General features: G+C 45.5%; 18 protein-coding genes and 2 other annotated features. Of the genes, 11 read left to right on the top strand and 7 right to left on the bottom strand.

Features of this window, described 5'->3' with window-relative positions; translation table 11 throughout:
• Window positions 1–78 precede the first annotated feature (78 nt).
• From NLX67_RS00830 to NLX67_RS00810, 5 genes are all read right to left on the bottom strand, one after another.
• Window positions 79–1,620: a glycoside hydrolase family 32 protein gene (locus tag NLX67_RS00830; protein WP_375143343.1), complete on the bottom strand. Its 1,542-nt coding sequence runs from the start codon at window positions 1,618–1,620 to the stop codon at window positions 79–81.
• A gap of 63 nt (window positions 1,621–1,683) precedes the next feature.
• Complete coding sequence (locus tag NLX67_RS00825) at window positions 1,684–3,147, bottom strand: glycoside hydrolase family 68 protein (protein ID WP_254309994.1); 1,464 nt, start codon at window positions 3,145–3,147, stop codon at window positions 1,684–1,686.
• Window positions 3,148–3,366: 219 nt separating this feature from the next.
• Window positions 3,367–4,659 (bottom strand): ABC transporter substrate-binding protein, encoded by a 1,293-nt coding sequence (locus tag NLX67_RS00820; RefSeq protein ID WP_254309993.1) that lies wholly within the window; start codon window positions 4,657–4,659, stop codon window positions 3,367–3,369.
• 49 nt (window positions 4,660–4,708) lie between these two features.
• Window positions 4,709–5,860, bottom strand: coding sequence for a response regulator transcription factor (locus NLX67_RS00815; protein ID WP_254309992.1), 1,152 nt, complete (start codon window positions 5,858–5,860; stop codon window positions 4,709–4,711).
• Entirely contained in the window at window positions 5,857–7,659 is a 1,803-nt protein-coding gene (locus NLX67_RS00810) for a cache domain-containing sensor histidine kinase (RefSeq protein ID WP_254309991.1), read from the bottom strand. The genes NLX67_RS00815 and NLX67_RS00810 overlap by 4 nt, the downstream gene beginning before the upstream one ends.
• Before the next feature lie 276 nt (window positions 7,660–7,935).
• Between NLX67_RS00810 and NLX67_RS00805 the strand changes: the two genes are divergently transcribed.
• From NLX67_RS00805 to NLX67_RS00790, 4 genes are all read left to right on the top strand, one after another.
• The gene (locus tag NLX67_RS00805; protein WP_254309990.1) at window positions 7,936–8,913 is read left to right on the top strand and encodes an S-layer homology domain-containing protein; all 978 of its coding nucleotides are present in this window, start codon (window positions 7,936–7,938) and stop codon (window positions 8,911–8,913) included.
• 100 nt (window positions 8,914–9,013) lie between these two features.
• Entirely contained in the window at window positions 9,014–9,535 is a 522-nt protein-coding gene (locus tag NLX67_RS00800; protein WP_254309989.1) for an STM3941 family protein, read from the top strand.
• Window positions 9,535–9,990 carry a GNAT family N-acetyltransferase gene (locus NLX67_RS00795; protein ID WP_254309988.1) on the top strand — a complete coding sequence of 152 codons (456 nt, stop codon included), beginning with the start codon at window positions 9,535–9,537 and terminating at the stop codon, window positions 9,988–9,990. The genes NLX67_RS00800 and NLX67_RS00795 overlap by 1 nt, the downstream gene beginning before the upstream one ends.
• Window positions 9,991–10,135: 145 nt before the next feature.
• Window positions 10,136–11,884 (top strand): methyl-accepting chemotaxis protein, encoded by a 1,749-nt coding sequence (locus NLX67_RS00790; RefSeq protein ID WP_254309987.1) that lies wholly within the window; start codon window positions 10,136–10,138, stop codon window positions 11,882–11,884.
• Between the two features lie 184 nt (window positions 11,885–12,068).
• Here the strand turns inward: NLX67_RS00790 and NLX67_RS00785 are convergent, their stop codons facing one another.
• Both NLX67_RS00785 and NLX67_RS00780 read right to left on the bottom strand, forming a co-directional pair.
• A complete protein-coding gene (locus NLX67_RS00785) occupies window positions 12,069–13,757 on the bottom strand; it encodes a 2-isopropylmalate synthase (RefSeq protein ID WP_254309986.1) in 1,689 nt (562 codons plus the stop codon).
• A 52-nt stretch (window positions 13,758–13,809) separates the two neighbouring features.
• Window positions 13,810–14,032 (bottom strand) — a binding site (T-box leader).
• Window positions 14,033–14,161: 129 nt separating this feature from the next.
• Window positions 14,162–14,536 (bottom strand): YkvA family protein, encoded by a 375-nt coding sequence (locus tag NLX67_RS00780; protein ID WP_254309985.1) that lies wholly within the window; start codon window positions 14,534–14,536, stop codon window positions 14,162–14,164.
• Between the two features lie 139 nt (window positions 14,537–14,675).
• Window positions 14,676–14,918 (top strand) — a binding site (T-box leader).
• A gap of 47 nt (window positions 14,919–14,965) precedes the next feature.
• Between NLX67_RS00780 and NLX67_RS00775 the strand changes: the two genes are divergently transcribed.
• The 7 genes from NLX67_RS00775 to NLX67_RS00740 all read left to right on the top strand — a co-directional run bounded on the left by NLX67_RS00775 (window position 14,966) and on the right by NLX67_RS00740 (window position 18,891).
• Complete coding sequence (locus NLX67_RS00775; RefSeq protein ID WP_254309984.1) at window positions 14,966–15,655, top strand: class I SAM-dependent methyltransferase; 690 nt, start codon at window positions 14,966–14,968, stop codon at window positions 15,653–15,655.
• A gap of 20 nt (window positions 15,656–15,675) precedes the next feature.
• Window positions 15,676–16,047 carry a hypothetical protein gene (locus tag NLX67_RS00770; protein ID WP_046178369.1) on the top strand — a complete coding sequence of 124 codons (372 nt, stop codon included), beginning with the start codon at window positions 15,676–15,678 and terminating at the stop codon, window positions 16,045–16,047.
• Complete coding sequence (locus tag NLX67_RS00765; protein WP_172645523.1) at window positions 16,017–16,433, top strand: DUF2538 family protein; 417 nt, start codon at window positions 16,017–16,019, stop codon at window positions 16,431–16,433. The genes NLX67_RS00770 and NLX67_RS00765 overlap by 31 nt, the downstream gene beginning before the upstream one ends.
• A gap of 2 nt (window positions 16,434–16,435) precedes the next feature.
• Complete coding sequence (locus tag NLX67_RS00760) at window positions 16,436–17,011, top strand: GNAT family N-acetyltransferase (protein ID WP_046178371.1); 576 nt, start codon at window positions 16,436–16,438, stop codon at window positions 17,009–17,011.
• Between the two features lie 348 nt (window positions 17,012–17,359).
• On the top strand, window positions 17,360–17,551 hold the full coding sequence (locus NLX67_RS00755) for a hypothetical protein (protein ID WP_254309983.1): 192 nt from the start codon (window positions 17,360–17,362) through the stop codon (window positions 17,549–17,551).
• Window positions 17,552–18,133: 582 nt separating this feature from the next.
• Entirely contained in the window at window positions 18,134–18,373 is a 240-nt protein-coding gene (locus tag NLX67_RS00745) for an antibiotic biosynthesis monooxygenase family protein (RefSeq protein WP_254309982.1), read from the top strand.
• The gene (locus NLX67_RS00740; RefSeq protein WP_254309981.1) at window positions 18,370–18,891 is read left to right on the top strand and encodes a YfiT family bacillithiol transferase; all 522 of its coding nucleotides are present in this window, start codon (window positions 18,370–18,372) and stop codon (window positions 18,889–18,891) included. The genes NLX67_RS00745 and NLX67_RS00740 overlap by 4 nt, the downstream gene beginning before the upstream one ends.
• The last annotated feature ends 52 nt before the right edge of the window (window positions 18,892–18,943 follow it).

Here is an 18,943-nt window from a genome sequence, read left to right as displayed (position 1 = left end):
TCATAGTGTTTATATCGGCGACTTTAACCCTATTCTTAACAAATGATGAGAGAAAAGGGCGAAAAATGTCGAATGTCTTTACTGACCTATATGCTTGATCTTCACGTTACTGAAAACGGATGTGCCGCCTTCGGAAAACAAGGTTATGCCTTGATCTTCAAGTTCAGGGAACACCAGGTTGGAATGAACCACTTTTCCGTCTCCTATAAACACCTCAACACTTGTTTTGTCCACAAGAATGGTTATATGAACTTTTTTATTGCTGCTGTCAAATGGAGCACGGCTTTCCAGTAAATGACCGGTTTGGTCTGGCTGACCGGTAAAGGACCGGTTCACATAAGAATAGCCTGCCTCTGATAGAATACCGACGTCGACGTGGCGTTCCTGATCAGCAGATTCACGGAGACGGAAGCCGATATTTGTTGCTTCTGACCACGTAATATCTGCTTCGAGCTGATACGAATCACCCGTTGTTTTTAATGTTTCTGCTCCGTTTACTTCGATCTCCTCATAGGTATCGGTGGAATGAACTAATTTATCCAGTGCAGCTACAGGCTGTGCGGCCAAATAATACTGGCCGCGGCTATCGTGCTTCAGCTGAATCTCGCGGACGACCGAATCCATCCCGTTGAAATTCTCTTCCATTGTCGGCGTTTCATGGGCGTAGTCCCAGTTGTTCATCCAGGCAAGCGCGTACCGTTTTTGCTGCTTGTCCTGTTCGGCTCCATCTTCAAATGTCACACCACCGTACCAGTCAAAGCCGTAGTCCAGCCATTCTGGTTCGCTTTGGTCCGGGAAAAATTCTTTTCCATCAAAATCTCCGCTCCAATAAGCATAGGTGTTGGACTTGCCAGCTGCTTTTCCGTTAGCACTCACGCCGAGCATCCATTTGACCGTTCTGTCATCTGCGCGCATGAAAAACAAATCTGGGCATTCGACGAGACCGATGTTTTCAGTTGAAAAGCCGCTCGTATACTGCCAGTCTTTTAAATTGTGGGATTCGTAAAAGCCAATTTTCGTGCCTTCCGCCATAGCCATAACCCACTTATCATGCTGATCATCCCAGATGATTTTCGGATCGCGGAAATCCTTTGTGCCTGGATTCGGGAGGACAGGCTCTTCGCTGTAGGAGGTGAACGTTTTGCCTTCGTCGGTGCTGTACCAGAGAAATTGCTCCTGCTGGCCGCCATTCTTGGAAGGTTGTGTCACAACGGCTATAAAAGCGTTATGACCAAAGCCGGCTGTATTGTTTTCATCAACGACAACAGACCCGGACCATGGATCGCCGTTTTCATTCGTATATTTCGGAATGGCAACGCCTTGATCTTGCCAATTCACTAAATCCGTTGACGTAGCATGGCGCCATTCGGTTCCGTTTCCGTCCGGGTAATCGCCGTTATAAAGATAGTAATAATGATAGACCCCTTTAAAATAAATGGGCTTTTGCGGATCGTTTTTCCAATGGTCTGGTGATGTGAAGTGGTAGGCTGCCCGGTAAGAAGCGTCCTCTTTCTCTTTTGTTAGGGGACGATCCACCCAGGAGACAACGGTGTAAATAAACAGTCCGATGACACCTGCTGCAAAAAGGAGAAGGACATGCCGTTTATGTTTTTTTTTCATCATTTTTCACCGCCTGTATAGAAAAAGAAAATGCCATGTGACTGGCATTTTCCTTTCAATCGTTTATTTGTTTGTAATCTGACCCTGTTCTAAAATGCTGTTTTCCACAACAGATGTTTTAGGACCTTTAATATTCAGCTCAAAGCTTGGGGCAAACGTTGACTTACGGTCTTCAAAGAAGCCTCTGTTTGTCATGTAGCTTGTGACGACAAAGTTATCTGTGTTTTCCTGTGGAATCACATAATGCGCGTATGTCCACGTAATGTCACGAGGATTCAAATCCTGGTGCAGAACGATACCCGTTTTGTTCAACGGCTTGTATGGACCGTCAACGGAATTGGACACGTAGCCGAGCATGTAAATATCTTCGTCATCAATACCGTCAATGGTCATTTTTGAACCGCGAGTGCTCGTGAATAAATAAAATTTACCGTCTTTTTCAAAGATATTCGGGCGTTCAATTTCATCGGTCACGGTATTTGAAACGATCAGCGGCTTCATTTCCTTTTTCATGGTGAAATCGTCATTGATTTCAATGATGCCGATTGCGCCGTTTGCTTTCTCAGCTAAGTCCTTCTTAGGGCTTTGAAGCAGCTTTTGTTTTTCTTCCTGGAAGAATTTTTCGCTGTTTCCATAGTAGGCTTTGTTGTAAAGGGATTCTTCACCCTGGTACCCGTATTCTGTCCCTGTATTTGCTTCAAACACAAGGTACTTGTGGCCGTTGTCTTCTACATAATGCGGGTCACGGAACGTATGGTTATCAGCGAAATCTCCGCTGCCAAACGCCTTGTCAACCGTTTGATACGTCTTGCTGTCCCCGCCTTCATAAATCGACTTGTAATCCTCCACGCCGTCAATGTTCAGCGTATTCTTGTCAGCTTCAGATAAGTTAACCTGCGCTGTTGTCAATGTTTGTTTGCCGTAGTGGCCAGATTCTGGTGTGAAAGGCTCACGGTTTGTATAAAACAAGCGAACTTCGCCATCATCGGTGAACGTGGCAGAACCGGACCATTCCTCCGCTTGATATTTCAAGTACGGATCGTTTGGCTGGAATTTGTTACTGTCTTCAAACACGCGTCCAGCGTTTTTCCAGGCATCCAATGAATTATCGGCGACTTTTTTGTAGAACATGTAAATGAATGTGTCGCTTCCATTTTTAGGATCACCGGCTAATCCGAATACGATGTGGTAGCCGTTGTATTCAGCAACCGTTCCATCCGTGTTTTGCAGTGGCCATGTGTCCCAAACGTCCATCACGATCGTGTTGCCATTCTCGTCTGTTTTTGTCGCTGCCGGAATATTCCGGATGGTGGATTCGTCAAACGCAGGGACAGTGAATTTCGGATCACCGTGCTGGCTGATCATATTCTTCATATCTGAGCGGGTGATTTGCGACAAATCATACGTTTCTTTGTAATCCCGGGCATCTTTTGGAGCGGCAAATGCCTGAGGCGCAATCCCTCCTAATAAAATACTGGCGCCGAGAGTGACGACAGTTGCTTTTGCTGTTAGCTTTTGAACGTTCATTCATCTTCCTCCTGTGCTGTTTTTTAGTGTTCGATATGTAGTACAAGTATTCGATATGTAGTACAAGTAAAAGTATACGGGGGGATTTCTGTTCTGGATATGGCATGAATTGATTGAGATTTCGTCTTATATTGATAAGCAGAGGGAAAAAGGAAGCATAAAAAAAGCCCCGCTAAATGCGGAGCGGAGATGGGAAGATACCGTTTTTTCTGCTGTTTTTCACGTTTCGTTTCTTTGTTCCTGAGATGCCCGTTCCCACGATTGTTGAAATGCCTCGAGCAATTGGTCGCGGGTCAACTGATTACCGATGTACAACTGCATCGCTGTCCCGAATTCTTCCTTGATGCCTGGGGGAAAATGAAACCAGTTTGCGTGCAAGGCGGTGCCTGTTTGATAAGCTTGAATGGTTTCATCCGCAAGCGCTCCTAGGTGATCCGATTCAACATTCTTGAAGGCGGGGATAAATTGAAAGCGATCCGTCATGTATCGCTGTCCTTCTTTCGATGAAACCATCCAGTTTAAAAACTTCTTTGCTTCTTTCTTTTTTGCAGGCGGTGCCTGCTTATTAACGACCCAATAATTCGGTACGCTGACGACCAGTTCACTTTGAAGATGATCATTAAGAGGAATTGGAAGAAAGCCGATGTTCATATTCGGTGATTGCTGATCGATCATGGGCTGGACCCAATTTCCCTGCTGAATCATGGCGGCCTGGCCGGTAGCAAACAATTCCACTTCCATATTGTAATCCGTCGTGAGCGGGTTTTCATTTCCGTATTGAAGTGTCATGTCCAGCAAGTCGATCACATCATTAAATAATGGGTTATGACTGATCGTGTCCGTCTCGTTGTTTAATCGTTGGATAAACGCGTCGGGGTCTTTCTGCTGGGCAAACGCGACATTCATCAAGTGATCGCCGAGCTTCCATTCTTCATAATAGCCGGTCGCAAACGGGGTAATATCCGCCGACTGCAATTTCTCTGCCGCCGCCAGAAGCTCCGTTCGAGTATCAGGGAGGGTCTCAATGCCGGCTTGAGCGAACAGCGCCTTGTTGTAAATAAATCCATAGCCTTCGAGGTTGATCGGCATCCCGTGAAGCTGACCGTTGAACGTCATCGGCTCGAGTGCTTCATCATATGCCTGGTCTACCCAGGGCTGATCGGACAGGTCTTCTAAATAGTTTTCCCATCGCCTGGCAGTTTCATAGCCGCTGTTTGTGAAAATGTCAGGGCCATTGCCAGCGGCTATGTGTGCCTTTAAATCAGCGAGGTCGTCCACTGCTCCACCAACGGTGTGAATGTCAATCGTCACCTGAGGGTTTTCCTCTTCATAAGCGGCCACCATTTCTTCAAAAGACTCAGCAATTTCGATTTTCGGATTTCGAATGGTTAGGTGGATCGGCTGTTCGTCGGGCTCGGTTTGACTGGTTTCCGGCGTTGATTCTGGCTGACAGGCAGATAAGAGAAAAGCGGCCAGTCCGATTGAAAAGATGTGGATGATGTTCGTATTCATTCGTTCACCTCTATCGTGTTTAACGTAAAACAGAAAGTTCATGATCTGCCTACTGGCTGTTCCGGTATTCGAACGGCGTCATGCCCACTACTTTTTTAAATAGCTTGGAGAAGTATTTTTCATCCTGATAGCCGAGCAGCAAGGAGATCGAGTAAATGCTTTTGTCGGTTTCCTTTAACCATTGCTTGGACTGATTGATTCGCCGGTTTGTCACATATTTGGATAATGGCATGCCTGTTTCTTGCTTGAATTTCCTTGAAATATGCTCGCGGCTGAAGAAAAAGCGTCTGGACAGCTTTTCCAGACTCAATTCTTCCATATAATATTGATCGACGTAAGCGACAAGATCTTCCATGCGTCGGGCGGTTTCCAGCTCATCCAGGCGGTGAATGGATCTGAAGTTTTGCTGCTCCATTTCTTGCTGCAAAGACTGAAATGCAGCTGGCAAGTGTTCAAGAGAAGGAAGCGGCTGGCTGACGAGGCGGACAGGCAAATCCACATGATGACTAATCCATTTCTCCACATCCAGCCAGTGACCCTGTATCGTGATCACGAGACAAAGCGTCGCATCCCGCTGAAGCTCAAATGCATGTCCAAGCTTTCGCTCCACCAGTTCATCCGCTAGGGCCTGGATGTAAGGAGCAGGCTGATGCATTTGATAGAAAGACAATAGCGTAACATCGTATACTTCCGTTGCCGGTAAGGCCGATTGAAGGTGCGGTAAATCCGTCATATCACCTGAGCAGACCGCCCAAACCAGCTGGCTCAGCTGCAGCTTTTTCGCCTCTTCATATAATCCAGTTTCTTCATATGATCGTTTTTCCTCTTCGCTTTTCCACTCATCGATGGCTCGTTCAAGCGTTTGATTGAACGCATCAGGCTCTATCGGCTTCAGCAAGTAATCAAAGCTGTTGAATTGAATGGCCTTGCGCATAAACGTGTAATCATCAAATCCGGTAATTAAAATGACCTTGCCTGTATACGAAATCGAATTCAGCCACTCCAAAAGCTCAATGCCGCTCATTTTTGGCATTTTAATGTCTGTAAAAATGATCTCCGGCTTTTCGGTTTCAATGATGTCCTTTGCTTCATCGCCATTTTTTGCTTCGAGTAATTGAATGACGCCGTTCGCTTCCCACTGTCCTACATGGCGGATGACATCGCGTACGTTAAATTCATCATCAGCAATTAACACTTTCATTCTGTTTCCTCCTTGTGCGCTAGCATCGTTTCATCATTCGAAAACGGAGGGGCATCTGGAATGATGATCGAAACTGAAAACCCTTTTCCTTCCCTTGAATGAACGGAAAAAACAGCCGCAGATCCGTAGTGCAATGCCAGACGGTCATGAATATTTTTCAAGCCGATTTGGCTGGAGCCATTGCTTGGTGAATCCGAAATATGGTGTCGCAGCGTTTGGAGCTCGGCGTCTCCAAGGCCCGGACCGTCATTTTCAACGGAAAGGTGAAGGCGTTCTTCATGAATGCTTCCGGTAATGATTAACTGGGCTTCGTAGAATCCTTCTTCATACGTATGCTTGAAAAAGTTTTCAACGAGCGGCTGAAGAATCATGCTTGGAATCTGTGCATCCAAAACGGGCTCACTCATATGAATCGTATGCTTTACCTTGTGCCCGAAACGCTCCATTTGAAGGTTGAGGTAGGCATTAATATAGTTTATTTCCTGTCGAACCGTCACCCATTGGTTCGCCTGCATAGAATAGCGCATCATGCTCGATAAGGACGTCAGCAGCCGGTAAACAGCCGGCGCGTTGGCTCTTAAGGCTACAGCGCCGATTGATTGCAGCGCATTAAATAAGAAATGGGGATTGACCTGGGATTTTAATGCTCTGAATGCATTTTTTCTGTTTTCAATTTCCAGCTTGTATTCACGGTCAATGTGATGGTGAATGCGATTCATCATCGCCTGCATATGGCTTTCCAGGTGACCGATTTCATCATCGCGGCTGCTGGCAAAAGGGATGTCCGTCTGGCCGCCTTCTATCGAGCGCACCTTCCGGCTGAGCAGCTGGATCGGACGAGTGATCCGGTAGGAAATAAGTGTCACCATGACCAGCCCAAGCAAGCCGACAACGAGACCAACCAATATATTGATAAAAGCGGTTTTACGGGCGTCACTGAATAACACATGGCTTGGGATGATTTTCACAACGGTCCATTGATCGAGTGCGCCCGTCAGTTTTTTCGATAACACAATTTCCTCCTCCGAATCTGCATATGAGGATGTGATCCGCTGTTTGAGCTGAGCGTGAATCTGGCTGCCGATAATGGAGGCATCCGTTGCATACATAATCCGGTCATTGGCATCAATCAAAAAAGCAGAAGCGCCCTCCTCCTGAGACAGGCTGTGCATCATTTTCGCGTAAGCATCCAAATCAATATCCATTGTCATGATGCCAAGAAACTCGTTGGACAGAACATCCACGATTTTATGGTGAAACGTCATGACCATCGCGTGGTCGGACTCGGGCAGGATGGCGGCTTGATTGTAATTGACAATTTCGTGAGGCGGCTCAATCACGTACTGTTCGCTCGATTCATAAAGCTGCTTGATCGGTCCCAGCGAGAGCAGGCCGGGCTGCGGCTTGCGTGTGCTGATCATCGCATTGTACACCGTAAAGGCCTCTTGGCCCTGTTCGATATAAAAGCGAAGCTGTCGAATTTCATTTCTTGTTAAATAAAACGTTTCAATGCTTTTTTCCATCGCCATCGAGTCGAAATAAATAGAATCCTCGAACCCGTTCTCAAACATTCGGAATAAATCGGGATTGCGGTATAAGATGTATGGAAGGTTCACGAGATCCTCTGAATACTGCTCCAGCTCATCAGCTGTTCCTTCAAGCTGCTCCCGGCTGTTCTCCAGTTCATTCCGCTCGATGCTAGTTTTGGTGTAGCCGTATATTAAAAAAACAAAAAGAAAATAAGGCAAAATAATAAACAAAAACAATAACATTAACAAGCGGCTTTGAATGCTTTTCATAAAACGAGCCCCTTTGTTTTTAAATATGCTAAAACTATATCAAATAAGCAGGCAGCGTCAATCATGCATAAGTAGCTGAATTAATCGAATAGACAAGGACCCAGAAACGAAAAAGAAGTGAGTCCTTTTTTAGAAATATGCTTTTCTCCGCATTTGAAGCAAGTGCCATTAGACCTTGAGAGCCTACTGCTTTTTCCAATGTCTAGCGAACTATTTACGCAACTGGATGTAAATGCTAAAATCAGCTGAACACATTTTAGAATAGGAGATTCAAACTTGAACAAATACTCTTTTTTTACAGCCGCAACTGCCGCAACTGTCACCGTCGCAAGCTTTTCAGCTCCAGCAAGCGCAGCGTATGAGCATCCGTTTACAGATGTAGGGGACCGGTACGGGGAAGCGGTTGAATTTTTATATATGATTGAAGCCATTAATGGTGTTTCTTCCACAAAATTTGGCACGCAGCAGACGTTAACGCGCGGTGACGCAGCCGTGATTCTGGCGAATATGCTTGGAATGGACACGGAAAGCGCACCCGATGCCGGCTTTACAGATTTAAACAGCCGGGTAAAACCATCTGTTAATGCCTTGGCCGAATATGGCATCGTTTCAGGCGTAACGGCTACTGAATTTAAGCCGGGTCAGCCGCTTAGCCGCGGCGCGATGGCGAAATTTCTCGTGACCGCGTTTGAACTGGAAGAATATGCAGAGGAAACACCGTTTACTGATGTAGGCGGCGTATTTGCACCATATATCGAAGCCCTTTATGGAACAGGCATTACTAATGGTAAAACCGCTACATCATACGGTACAAACCAAAATATTACACGCGGCGAGTTCGCGAACCTGCTGTATGGCACTGTGTTATTTGATATGGAAAACTCGTATTATCCGGTTGCAGTAAAAGCTACTGTTATATCTGCTACATCCACTCAAATTGTGCTGGAAGAAGCGGCACCGGAAGATTATACAGCGAGAGACATCGCAGATATGTTTTTCTTCTCAGTCGACTATAGCGATGGCACGCAATCTGATTTTGATCCAACTTCTTTTACGCTGTCCAAGGACCGCACGACACTCACGATCCGTCATGAAGATTTAACAGGCAAAAAAGGTACAATGCAAATTGACGACTGGGAAACGGTTGTAGAAGCGCCATTTGACTTTACACCAGTTACGACAACATCAAGCGCAAATGTCGATGGTTCTTTTGAACAGCCGGAAGACCTTCCAGCGACAGAAGCAGCGCAATAAGTTTATGAAAGTGCCTCGAGTCATCGAGGCACTTTTTTTATTTTTTCTCAACAAATAGTATAATATACATTATTTACATTGGACGCGAAAAGGAGCTTTGATGATGGACTTTTACGAATCAAAACGAAATTTGCGCTTTTTGGCTGTGTTGTGCGTGGTTCTGATTTTCTTTTTCGGAGGGCTTGCGTATTTGGCTTTTACAGAAGAGAGCTTCTTCATGGCGATGTTTTTCTTTCTGTTTATGCTGCTCATGATTTGGGTGACCAGGCAAAGTGTGAAGAAAGCAATGGGGAACGGTCTATACGTAACGACAACGAGCTTGGATCTCATTCTATACGTGATGCCGGATGAAAAAGTAGACATTCGCTGGGAAGATATTCTTGATTACTTATTTTATGAAATAAAAGGAAATCAGTTTCTTGGGCTCCAGCTGTCAAATGAAGAAGCGTATACAGCGGTGATGTCGCCAAAAATGAAACGGCTGGCCAGTCTGAATGCCAAAATGGGTTACCCGATGTTTAACATTAACTTTCGGCATATTACTGAAAAAAAGCAGCTGATCGAAGAACTAGACCGGCGCAATCCGAATGTCATCATTCATTTTGAAGAGGAGTCGACCTAATGGACATTCGATTGCTTCGTCCGTCTGAAACACCGCCGTATGAGTTGCTGCTGCTCGCCGATCCATCGCGCCACATCGTGGACGATTACCTGAAACGGGGCGAATGCTTTTTAATAGAAGAAAACGATTTGACAATTGGCGTATATGTGCTGTTACCGACCCGGCCGGAAACAGCAGAACTGGTCAATATCGCAGTGATCGAATCCCGTCAAGGAAAAGGATTAGGGAAAAAGCTCATTTCTCATGCCATTGAACAGGCACGGGCCAGCGCTTTTAAAATTTTAGAAGTCGGCACCGGAAACTCCAGTCTCCCGCAGCTCGCTCTTTATCAAAAATGTGGATTTCGGATGACCGGTGTCGACAGCGGCTTTTTTATCCGGCATTACGAAGAAGAAATTTGGGAAAATGGCATTCAGTGCCGGGATATGGTCAGGCTACAGATGGACTTATCATGACACGGTTTTATTATCTTTCTTCGAAGCAGCCTTTAGACACTGGATTCTTTGGCCAAACTCCTGCCAAATCCCGAAAAGCAAATGATGTGTTTTTAACGTTAGAAAAGGTTATAGTTAATTGGTCAATAAAGCAGGGGGAAAAAGAATGAAAAGAAAAAAAGCGACGTCTTTAAAACGAACTGTAATTGGGCTCATTTTTGTGCTCATGATCGGTTTATTTATTGCCGCAAGCTCGTTTATGTACGTAAATATAAAGAAGGCGATTGATGAGACGGTTCGGGAGTCGACGATTTTGCACGCTGAGCGGATTGCGGACAGCATCGATCCGGATGTATACGCAGCTTTTTTGGAAAATCCCGAAAAAAACGATACATATGAACAGCTGCGGGTTCAGTTAAATGAGTACCGCGAAAAAATCGGCGCGATGTACGTGTACACATTGCAGGCTGATGACAACGAATCGCTCGCCATTATTATTGATGGCATGGCATCAACAGAAGATACGGTTGATATCGGAGAGCCGACTACTGCTACAACGTATAAGGACGTTGAGTCGGTTTTAAACGGAACTACCGCGGCAACGGACATTGTCAGTGATCCGGATTACGGCGATTACATGTCCGCCTTTGCGCCGATCAAAGATCAAAACGGCACAATTATTGGTGTACTTGGCGTAGATATGGAAGCAAATTTAGTTAAATCCATCGCGAAAAACGTGTTAAATGAGACCATCCCAGTGTTCGTGATCGGGCTTTTAGCGGTGCTGGCGGCAGTGTTGGCCATCCTGTATGTGTTTTTAACAAAACGGCTGAATCCACTGGCGAAGCTAAACGAAGCGTCGGCGCTCATAACAGAAGGGAAAATTGGCCAGGCGAAGCAGAAAATGAATTCGCTTCGTGTTACCTCAAATGACGAAATTGGGGTGTTAAGCGGGTCAATTGGGAATATGGTTGATACATTAGAAAGTATGCTGCAGGATATTCAAGCCCATTCAGCTGACGTCAAACAGCAAAGTGATGCGCTCAATCAAACGTCCCTTGATATGAAGGAATCCAGCAGCCAAATTGCCGTCACAATGGAAGAAATGGCAACCGCTGTTGAGCAGCAGGCGCAAGCGACCGGGAGCATTTCAGATGAAATGAACCGTTTTTCAACGTTGATTTCCGCTACCGTCCAACAAGGAGACGCGATTTCAGGTTCGTCCAATGTAATGATGAATCGGACGAATAAAGGGGAAGCCCTCATGTCTTCGTCAATTGGTCAAATGGATGAAACATACACGATGGTGCAGCAGTCCGTTCAAAAAGTAAAAGAACTTGAAACGAAAACGAATGAAGTGCACACGCTCGTTTCGTTTATAAGCGGTGTAGCGAACCAAACCAATTTATTGGCACTGAATGCAGCAATCGAAGCGGCACGCGCGGGAGAAGCGGGCAAAGGATTCGCGGTTGTAGCGGATGAAGTCCGCAAGCTTTCCGATCAAGTGTCGAAGTCCGTCCAGGATATTCAGCGTATCGTCCAAAGTGTCAATCACACGACCAATGAAGTGGCTAATTTCCTTGAACAGGGATTGAAGCAAGTGTCAGAAGGTAAAAATAATTTGAGTCAAACAGGTGAAGCATTTCAAGCTATCACCGGTGAAATCCATTCGATGGACAGCTTGATCAAACAAATGCAGGAGCGGCTTCAAGATGTATTAGCCAGACAGGGACAAATGACAAACGATTTATCAGATGTCGCGTCCATTTCCGAGGAAAGCGCGGCCGGCATTGAAGAAGTGACAGCAACGGCAGAGCAAATGACCCATCTGGCGTATACAACGCAGGACCAAGTCGAAAAATTGCATGACATGTCTGCGGAACTTGATCAATTAAACCGGCGATTTACATTTTAAAAAAATGATTTTGTACGCAGTCTTTCCATCGGAAAAATGTACGTAACGGTCGAATAATGTTAAGTGATAGTCGAATTAATTTTATTTCGACCATCACGTTGAGGAATTCAGCCGTTAAGGCTCTTTTTCCGACCATCAAGAAAGAAAAACCCGCTTCCTGTTAGAAAGGAAGCGGGTTTTTTTATTACTTTGTTGCCGCAAAGCGTTCTTGTTCTACTTTCAGCAAGTTATTCACTGCGCTGAACAATGCTTTAATGGAGGAGTTCATAATATCCGGATCGATGCCGCAGCCCCAGTACACGGTGCCGTTGTCGGATGTGATGCTGACGTACGAGACGGCATTGGCTTGTGAACCGATCGACTGGGCATGTTCTTTGTACGTTAAATCTTTATACGAGATGCTAAGCTCCGTTTGAAGCGCATTGTTGATGGCATCCAGGCGGCCATTTCCGGCGCCGTGCCATTTATTCGTGTCACCGTTTATTTTCACTTGAATCGTTGTTGTCGCTGTGTCTTTTCCTTCAAACGTGTAGTCCAACAGCTCAGCCGGCGAGTCGACGTTGACAAACTCTTTCATAAAAATGTCGTGAATTTCGTTTGTCATTAATTCTTTCTGATTGCGGTCCGAGACGTCTTTTACTTTGTAGCCAAGCGTTTCGCGCATTTTCGGCGGAAGCTCGAATCCGTATGCCTGTTCAAGCAAGTAACCGATGCCGCCTTTGCCAGACTGGCTGTTAATGCGGATGACTTCGCCTTCATATTCGCGGCCGATATCTTCCGGGTCCACTGGCAAATACGGAACGGTCCAATGCTTGCGCTCCTCTTGTTCACGCCACTTCATGCCTTTGGCAATCGCATCCTGATGCGAGCCAGAGAAGGCAGTGAAGACAAGCTTTCCTGCATATGGCTGGCGGTCCGGCACCGTCATGCGTGTCACGCGCTCGTACACTTCCTGAATCGCCGGCAGGTTATCCAAGTTCAGCTTCGGATCGACGCCGTGCGTGTACATATTTAATGCCAAAGTGACAATATCAACGTTTCCTGTCCGTTCGCCATTTCCAAACAATGTGCCTTCGACGCGATCCGCGCCGGCTAAGATGCCAAGCTCCGCATCCGCAACGCCTGTGCCGCGGTCATTATGCGGATGAAGCGACAAAATGACGTTTTCACGGTACTTCATGTTTTCGCTCATGAATTCGATCTGGCTTGCATACACGTGCGGCATAGACATCGATACCGTCGCCGGCAAGTTAATAATCACTTTGTTGTCCGCAGTCGGCTGCCACACGTCAAGGACACTGTTGCACACGTCAAGCGCAAATTCAATTTCCGTACCGGTAAAGCTTTCCGGCGAGTATTGGAATTTAAAGTTGCCTTCCACTTCCGCTGCGTATTTATTCAACAATTTTGCGCCGCTGACGGCAATTTCTTTAATTTCTTCTTTCGAGCGTCTGAATACTTGCTCGCGCTGTGCCAAAGACGTGGAGTTGTACAAATGAACGACCGCGTTTTTCGCACCGCGAAGCGATTCGAATGTTTTCTCAATAATGTGCTCGCGTGACTGTGTCAGCACTTGAATCGTCACATCGTCCGGAATCAAATCCTGCTCAATCAACGTGCGAAGAAATGTGTACTCCGTATCGGATGCTGCTGGGAAGCCAACTTCAATTTCTTTAAAACCCACATCGACAAGCACCTGGAAATACTCCAATTTTTCCTGAAGATTCATCGGGATAATGAGCGCCTGATTGCCATCGCGCAAATCAACGCTGCACCATGTCGGCGCTTCGGTAATGGACTCCTTTTGTGTCCATTTCAAGCTCGTTGCCGGCGGCATAAAATAATTACGCGTATATTTACTAACATTTTTCATTACAATCATCCTTTCGTTTTTAAATAAAAATAAAAAACGCCCGTCATCTCTATAAAGAGACGACAGGCGTTAACCTTCCGTGGTACCACTCTTGTTGGCTTATGTGTGCACATAAACCCGCTTGAAAGCTGATTACGGGGCGTCCGTCAAAGCTTACTAATCTTTCAGCTTTGCCGCTCATGGGCGAGTTGGGGAAGCGATTGACTGCCTTTCACCAGCCGGCAGCTCTCTTCGAACAATCACGATTCCTTAATGCTCCCAGTCGAAGCGTTTAAACGTTTAATTTTTACCATCGTATTACCGATTTGCCAGTTTGTCAATGTGAATTGAAGAAATTATGCAAAAATTGCTGAAATATGTACAGACAAAGGGCGTTATTTTGTTCCTTTTAAACATATCCAGTGTTAACGTTGCAGCATCCACACACCGATCCAACTGAGGGCCAATACCCAAATGAATAAAACAACCGCTCCCGCCACCCAGTTTTTCGGCTTCCCATTCTTAATGAGCTCTTCTGCTTTTACTTCACAATCCGCAATAACCGGTTCCGGAATCATTTTTAACGCAAGAAAAATCCCGAGCGGCACTAAAATAAGATCGTCTAAATAGCCAAGGATCGGAATGAAATCCGGAATAAGGTCAATCGGGCTGAACGCATACGCAACGACACAAGCGGTAAACACTTTTGCGTACCACGGCACCCGCTCATCCTGATAGGCAAAATATAAAACAAACAAACGGCGTTTCAACTGCTTCGCCCAATTTTTTAAACGATTCATCGCAAATCTCCTTTTTCAGATACATACAGTATATAGGAAACAGTGAATCAAATAGTATGAACAACTTGGATAAATGAATCATTTCTTAGAAAGGCTTGCTAATTTCTTTCACACCCACTAAAATGGAAAAAACAGAAAATTCAATACGACGATGAAGAAGAGTATGCAGCCGGACCATTGCAGAGAGCGGATGGGTGGTGAAAATCCGTGCGGGACGGCTGCGGAATGGGCTTTGGAGCACCCCGCTGAACGATTAGTAGGCGGTGGCGGAGAGTCTGACCGGTAAAACAGACAAAGGATCGGTGCTATGTTCACCCGTCCGGATAAGCGCGTTCTATGAGGGAACGAACGAAGGTGGCACCACGGGTCTCCCGTCCTTTTTTTAGGATGGGGGACTCTTTTATTTTATTTAAAAAGGGGATAGATGACATGCAAAAAGCGGGATTAGATTTAGAAAGAATCGTTTTTATCGGACGGACATTCGAGGAGTATAGGACGATGTTTTCTCTGTCGGTCGATGAATTAAAAGGGAAAAAGGTATTGGATTGTCCGGCAGGTGCCTGCTCTTTTACAGCGGTTGGTAGGGAAAAGGGACTGGATGTGACGGCTTGTGATATTGCGTATTACCATCCTGGTGAAGCGCTCGCCGAGAAGGGAAAAAAAGATCTAGAACATGCGATGGTAGGTGTTGAAAAAGCAAAAGCACAATATGTATTTGAGTATTTTCATGATGTGGCAGATCTCGCCCAGCACCGGACCCGTGCCTTGACGAACTGTGCGAAGGACATGAAAAAGAATCCGGATCGCTACGTCCCGGTCACCTTGCCGAAGCTGCCCTTTGAGGATGGCCAATTTGATGTGATCCTCTCCGCGCATTTTTTGTTCACATACGGCGGCCGGCTCGACAAACAATTCCATCTCGATACGATCAAAGAACTGCTGCGCGCTGCAAAAGAAGAAATTCGGATTTTTCCGTTGGTTGATTTGTCCGGAAACCGTTATGAGCATTTGGATGAAATTATTGAGAACCTGAAAGAACAAGGTCACCAGGTGGAAGAAATTCGTGTGCCGTACGAATTTCAGCGGAATGCGAATACGATGATGAAGATTCTTAAATAGGCCAGGTAAGGAGAAAAAATGTGGATATCATTGAACAGGTTCGTTCACAAAATCGTCTTTCACCTGGTCCTGTCAAATCTACGCCGTTAACCGGCGGTACGTCAAGCTTGGTGTTTCTGCTTGAAGACAGCACCGGTGCGAAATATGTGCTGAAACAAAATGAGCCGCATGTGATCGAAGCGGAAGCGGATTTTTTTCTGTTACGTGGATGCAGCTCTTTTGCCAAATCTTCTTTACAAAGAACCGTTCAAAATGAACGGCTTTTAAACGGGAACGTATTGATTGGGCTGTATCTTCGCCTGGCGTCCTGCGTGAAACACCATCCGGCTGATTGGACTGAATATGAAAAAGCATGGGTATATTGGAAAGACGTGATCAATCAAAAAAAGTAAAGATCGATAAAGGAGCAATGCGCATGTATTTTGTTGATGACCATCATGCCGTCAATTACAAGTTAACGCAGCTTCAGTGGGAATTCGCCAGCTATGATCCAGAGTATGCCGCGGCCTGCTATATTTTGGCCGTGCCGATGGTTTTCGAAAAAATCGTGCACGACCTTGACACACACGAAAGCCCGGTGGACTGGATCATCAACTGGGAAGAAGGTGATTCGGCATACGACCTGTGCAGCTCGGCGATTCAGCTCGGGCGGCTCGCGCTTCACTTATGGAACGGCTCGGAGTCATTTCATTTACTGCAATGTCTCGAAAGCATGCAGGGGCATCATTACGATGTCGTCAAAACCGCCATGGATGTGCGGATGGGGAGGCTGAGATAAAGATGAGCATTGAAGCAAAACTGAAAAACATGCCGGAGATGGAAACAGACCGTCTTTTATTGAGAAAAATCACACTCGATGATGTAGATGATTTGTTTGAGTTTTCTTCAGATCCGGACGTTTCTGGTTACATGAGATGGGAAACAAATGAGGCAAAAGAGGAGACGATGGCATTTGTCCGGGCAGTGATTCAAGGATATGGAAATGGAACGTCTGGAGACTGGGCCATCGTTCATAAAAAACACAAAAAAGTGATAGGCACATGCGCGTTTGTCAGCTGGTCCAATGAGCATCAAAAAGCGGAAATCGGGTTTATGCTGCACCAAGGTTATTGGGGACAAGGGTTTGCATTAGAAGCAGTCACTACGTTTATTACATACGGATTTGAGGTGCTGAAGCTAAACCGCATTGAAGGTCACTGTGATCCGGAGAATATCGGATCTGAGAAGGTGATGCGAAAAGCCGGCATGACGTTCGAAGGTGTTTTGAGAAAAAATGAGCGGATCAAAGGGGAGTTCAGTGATACAAAAATATTTTCGATTTTAAGGGAGGAATATAGGGGGAATTATTCAAGCTAAACGAAGGAGGACTAATACAAACGTGTTTTTTTGCTTCAGTTGATGGGTGTGGAAACGATCATTAACCTGGGAAAAAGTAAATCGTTTGGCAAAGGATTATTTAAAAATTCTTTTTTAAAAAATGGAAATGAAATGTTTATCATTAATTCCTTCAGGGTATTAGAATGAAGTAACAGTTGAATGCAGGTTTTGGGCAGGATGGCAAAGGTGGCTGTCAGTGTATTTGGCGTAGGTGGGGTCGATACGGGAAATTGGATACTCTTTATGATGGAAATTTTGTCGAGTTTTCTTTCATTCTTTCAGTAAGTTGCCCTTTGGATAAACTGAACTAAGAGGAGGAAAAAGAAAATGGCTTCGTTACAAGAACTTCATACTAGTGCAGCAGACATTCAGGCGATGAATATCCTCACAAAAATGGCAGCGGAAGATGACGCAGTCTACATTTTGGCCCGTGAACGTGACGTAACGAAAGCAGCAGCCGACAAATCCGATGATGAAAAACTAAGAGATCAATATATGTTGTTCAGCAGTTTATTTTAAGAGAGAATACAGGCTGATGTATCAGAAGAAAAAAAGGGATGTCCGAATTTATATCGGACGTCTTTTTTTTGATTTTCGAACCGTTAAGCCGATTTACAAATCTGGTAAAATTGAAAATGAAAAAATCTTATGAAGGAGGAGAACGATAAACATTAGTTGAACAAGTGGTTATGCAGATCGATCAAGTTCATTTTGAAGATGCATCAGTGATGACCGGTTTTGCGTGGCGGTCCGGCTTTAACTTTATTTTGGAGGCTTAACATGACATTAACCATTGGATTTATCGGCTTTGGAAAAAGCACAACTCGTTATCATTTGCCCTATCTGTTGATCCAGGAGAACATCGTCATAAAAACGATCTTTAACCGGAAATGAAAGCCTGACTTGGAAGAGGAGAAAAGCTGGTAAGGGACCGTGAGCTGTTAACGAACATGGAAATTTTGGAGCGGGGTTTTGAAGAATCGGGTCCACAGGCAATGGAACTGAAATGATGTGAACGGGCAATTGAGAGGGGTCCATAAGATGATACTAGAAGCGGTCATGCTGCAGGTAAAATCGGGAATGGAAGCGGAATAAGAGGAGGTGTTTCGGAAAGCGTCGCCGATCATTGCCTCGATAAATGGCTATGTATTACATGAATTGCAGCGCTGCATAGAAGTGCAGGGGAAATATTTGCTGCTCGTGAAATGGGAACGGCTGGAGGATCATACGATTGGGTTTAGGCAGTCGCTGGAATACCTGGAATGGAAGCAGCTGCTTTACCGGTTTTACGATCCATTTCCCGCCGTCGAGCATTTTCAGAAAGTAGGGGTAAGTTTATGAATAAACAATTCCCAATTGGTCCATTTGAATGGACAGATGCGGTGACGGAACGGGTCGCAGCTGAATGGATAAAAGAAATTGAGGAACTGCCCGCATTGCTGCGCCGGACGGTTGAATCGTTGACCAATGAACAGCTTGATACGCCATATCGGAACGGTGGGTGGACGGTGCGTCAACTCGTGCATCACGTGGCGGACAGCCATATGAATGCCTATATCCGCTTTAAGCTGGCACTGACGGAAGAACTGCCCGTTATCAAGCCGTATGACGAAGCCGCCTGGGCGGAACTTCCAGATAGCAGCATGCCGGTCGATGTTTCTCTTGTATTGCTGGAATCGTTGCACAAGCGGTGGACACGCCTTTTGTCTGAATTACAAACAGGCGACTTGGAAAAAACATTCATTCATCCGGACTCAGGAGAAGTGACGGTAGGTGAAAACATTGGAATGTACGCCTGGCACGGCCGCCATCATCTCGCACACATTACGTCATTATGTGATCGAAATGGATGGAAGTAGCCCGGATTTATCAGTCTGAAGCAGCTTATATGGCTGTAGTAAAGCGGAATGA

Origin of the sequence: Domibacillus sp. A3M-37 (genome assembly GCF_024213455.1) — a bacterium.
Taxonomy (GTDB): domain Bacteria; phylum Bacillota; class Bacilli; order Bacillales; family Domibacillaceae; genus Domibacillus; species Domibacillus tundrae.
The sequence above is the reverse complement of the archived record's forward strand: the minus strand, read 5'-3'. Positions and strand labels throughout refer to the sequence as shown.

Excerpts from the sequence above, each read along its gene's own strand:
- NLX67_RS00825 (WP_254309994.1), bottom strand. The coding sequence starts at position 3,147 with ATGAACGTTCAAAAGCTAACAGCAAAAGCAACTGTCGTCACTCTCGGC.
- NLX67_RS00830 (WP_375143343.1), bottom strand. The coding sequence starts at position 1,620 with ATGAAAAAAAAACATAAACGGCATGTCCTTCTCCTTTTTGCAGCAGGT.
- NLX67_RS00820 (WP_254309993.1), bottom strand. The coding sequence starts at position 4,659 with ATGAATACGAACATCATCCACATCTTTTCAATCGGACTGGCCGCTTTT.
- NLX67_RS00740 (WP_254309981.1), top strand. The coding sequence starts at position 18,370 with ATGAATAAACAATTCCCAATTGGTCCATTTGAATGGACAGATGCGGTG.
- NLX67_RS00785 (WP_254309986.1), bottom strand. The coding sequence starts at position 13,757 with ATGAAAAATGTTAGTAAATATACGCGTAATTATTTTATGCCGCCGGCA.
- NLX67_RS00775 (WP_254309984.1), top strand. The coding sequence starts at position 14,966 with ATGCAAAAAGCGGGATTAGATTTAGAAAGAATCGTTTTTATCGGACGG.
- NLX67_RS00815 (WP_254309992.1), bottom strand. The coding sequence starts at position 5,860 with ATGAAAGTGTTAATTGCTGATGATGAATTTAACGTACGCGATGTCATC.
- NLX67_RS00795 (WP_254309988.1), top strand. The coding sequence starts at position 9,535 with ATGGACATTCGATTGCTTCGTCCGTCTGAAACACCGCCGTATGAGTTG.
- NLX67_RS00760 (WP_046178371.1), top strand. The coding sequence starts at position 16,436 with ATGAGCATTGAAGCAAAACTGAAAAACATGCCGGAGATGGAAACAGAC.
- NLX67_RS00810 (WP_254309991.1), bottom strand. The coding sequence starts at position 7,659 with ATGAAAAGCATTCAAAGCCGCTTGTTAATGTTATTGTTTTTGTTTATT.
- NLX67_RS00790 (WP_254309987.1), top strand. The coding sequence starts at position 10,136 with ATGAAAAGAAAAAAAGCGACGTCTTTAAAACGAACTGTAATTGGGCTC.
- NLX67_RS00780 (WP_254309985.1), bottom strand. The coding sequence starts at position 14,536 with ATGAATCGTTTAAAAAATTGGGCGAAGCAGTTGAAACGCCGTTTGTTT.
- NLX67_RS00800 (WP_254309989.1), top strand. The coding sequence starts at position 9,014 with ATGATGGACTTTTACGAATCAAAACGAAATTTGCGCTTTTTGGCTGTG.
- NLX67_RS00755 (WP_254309983.1), top strand. The coding sequence starts at position 17,360 with ATGGCTTCGTTACAAGAACTTCATACTAGTGCAGCAGACATTCAGGCG.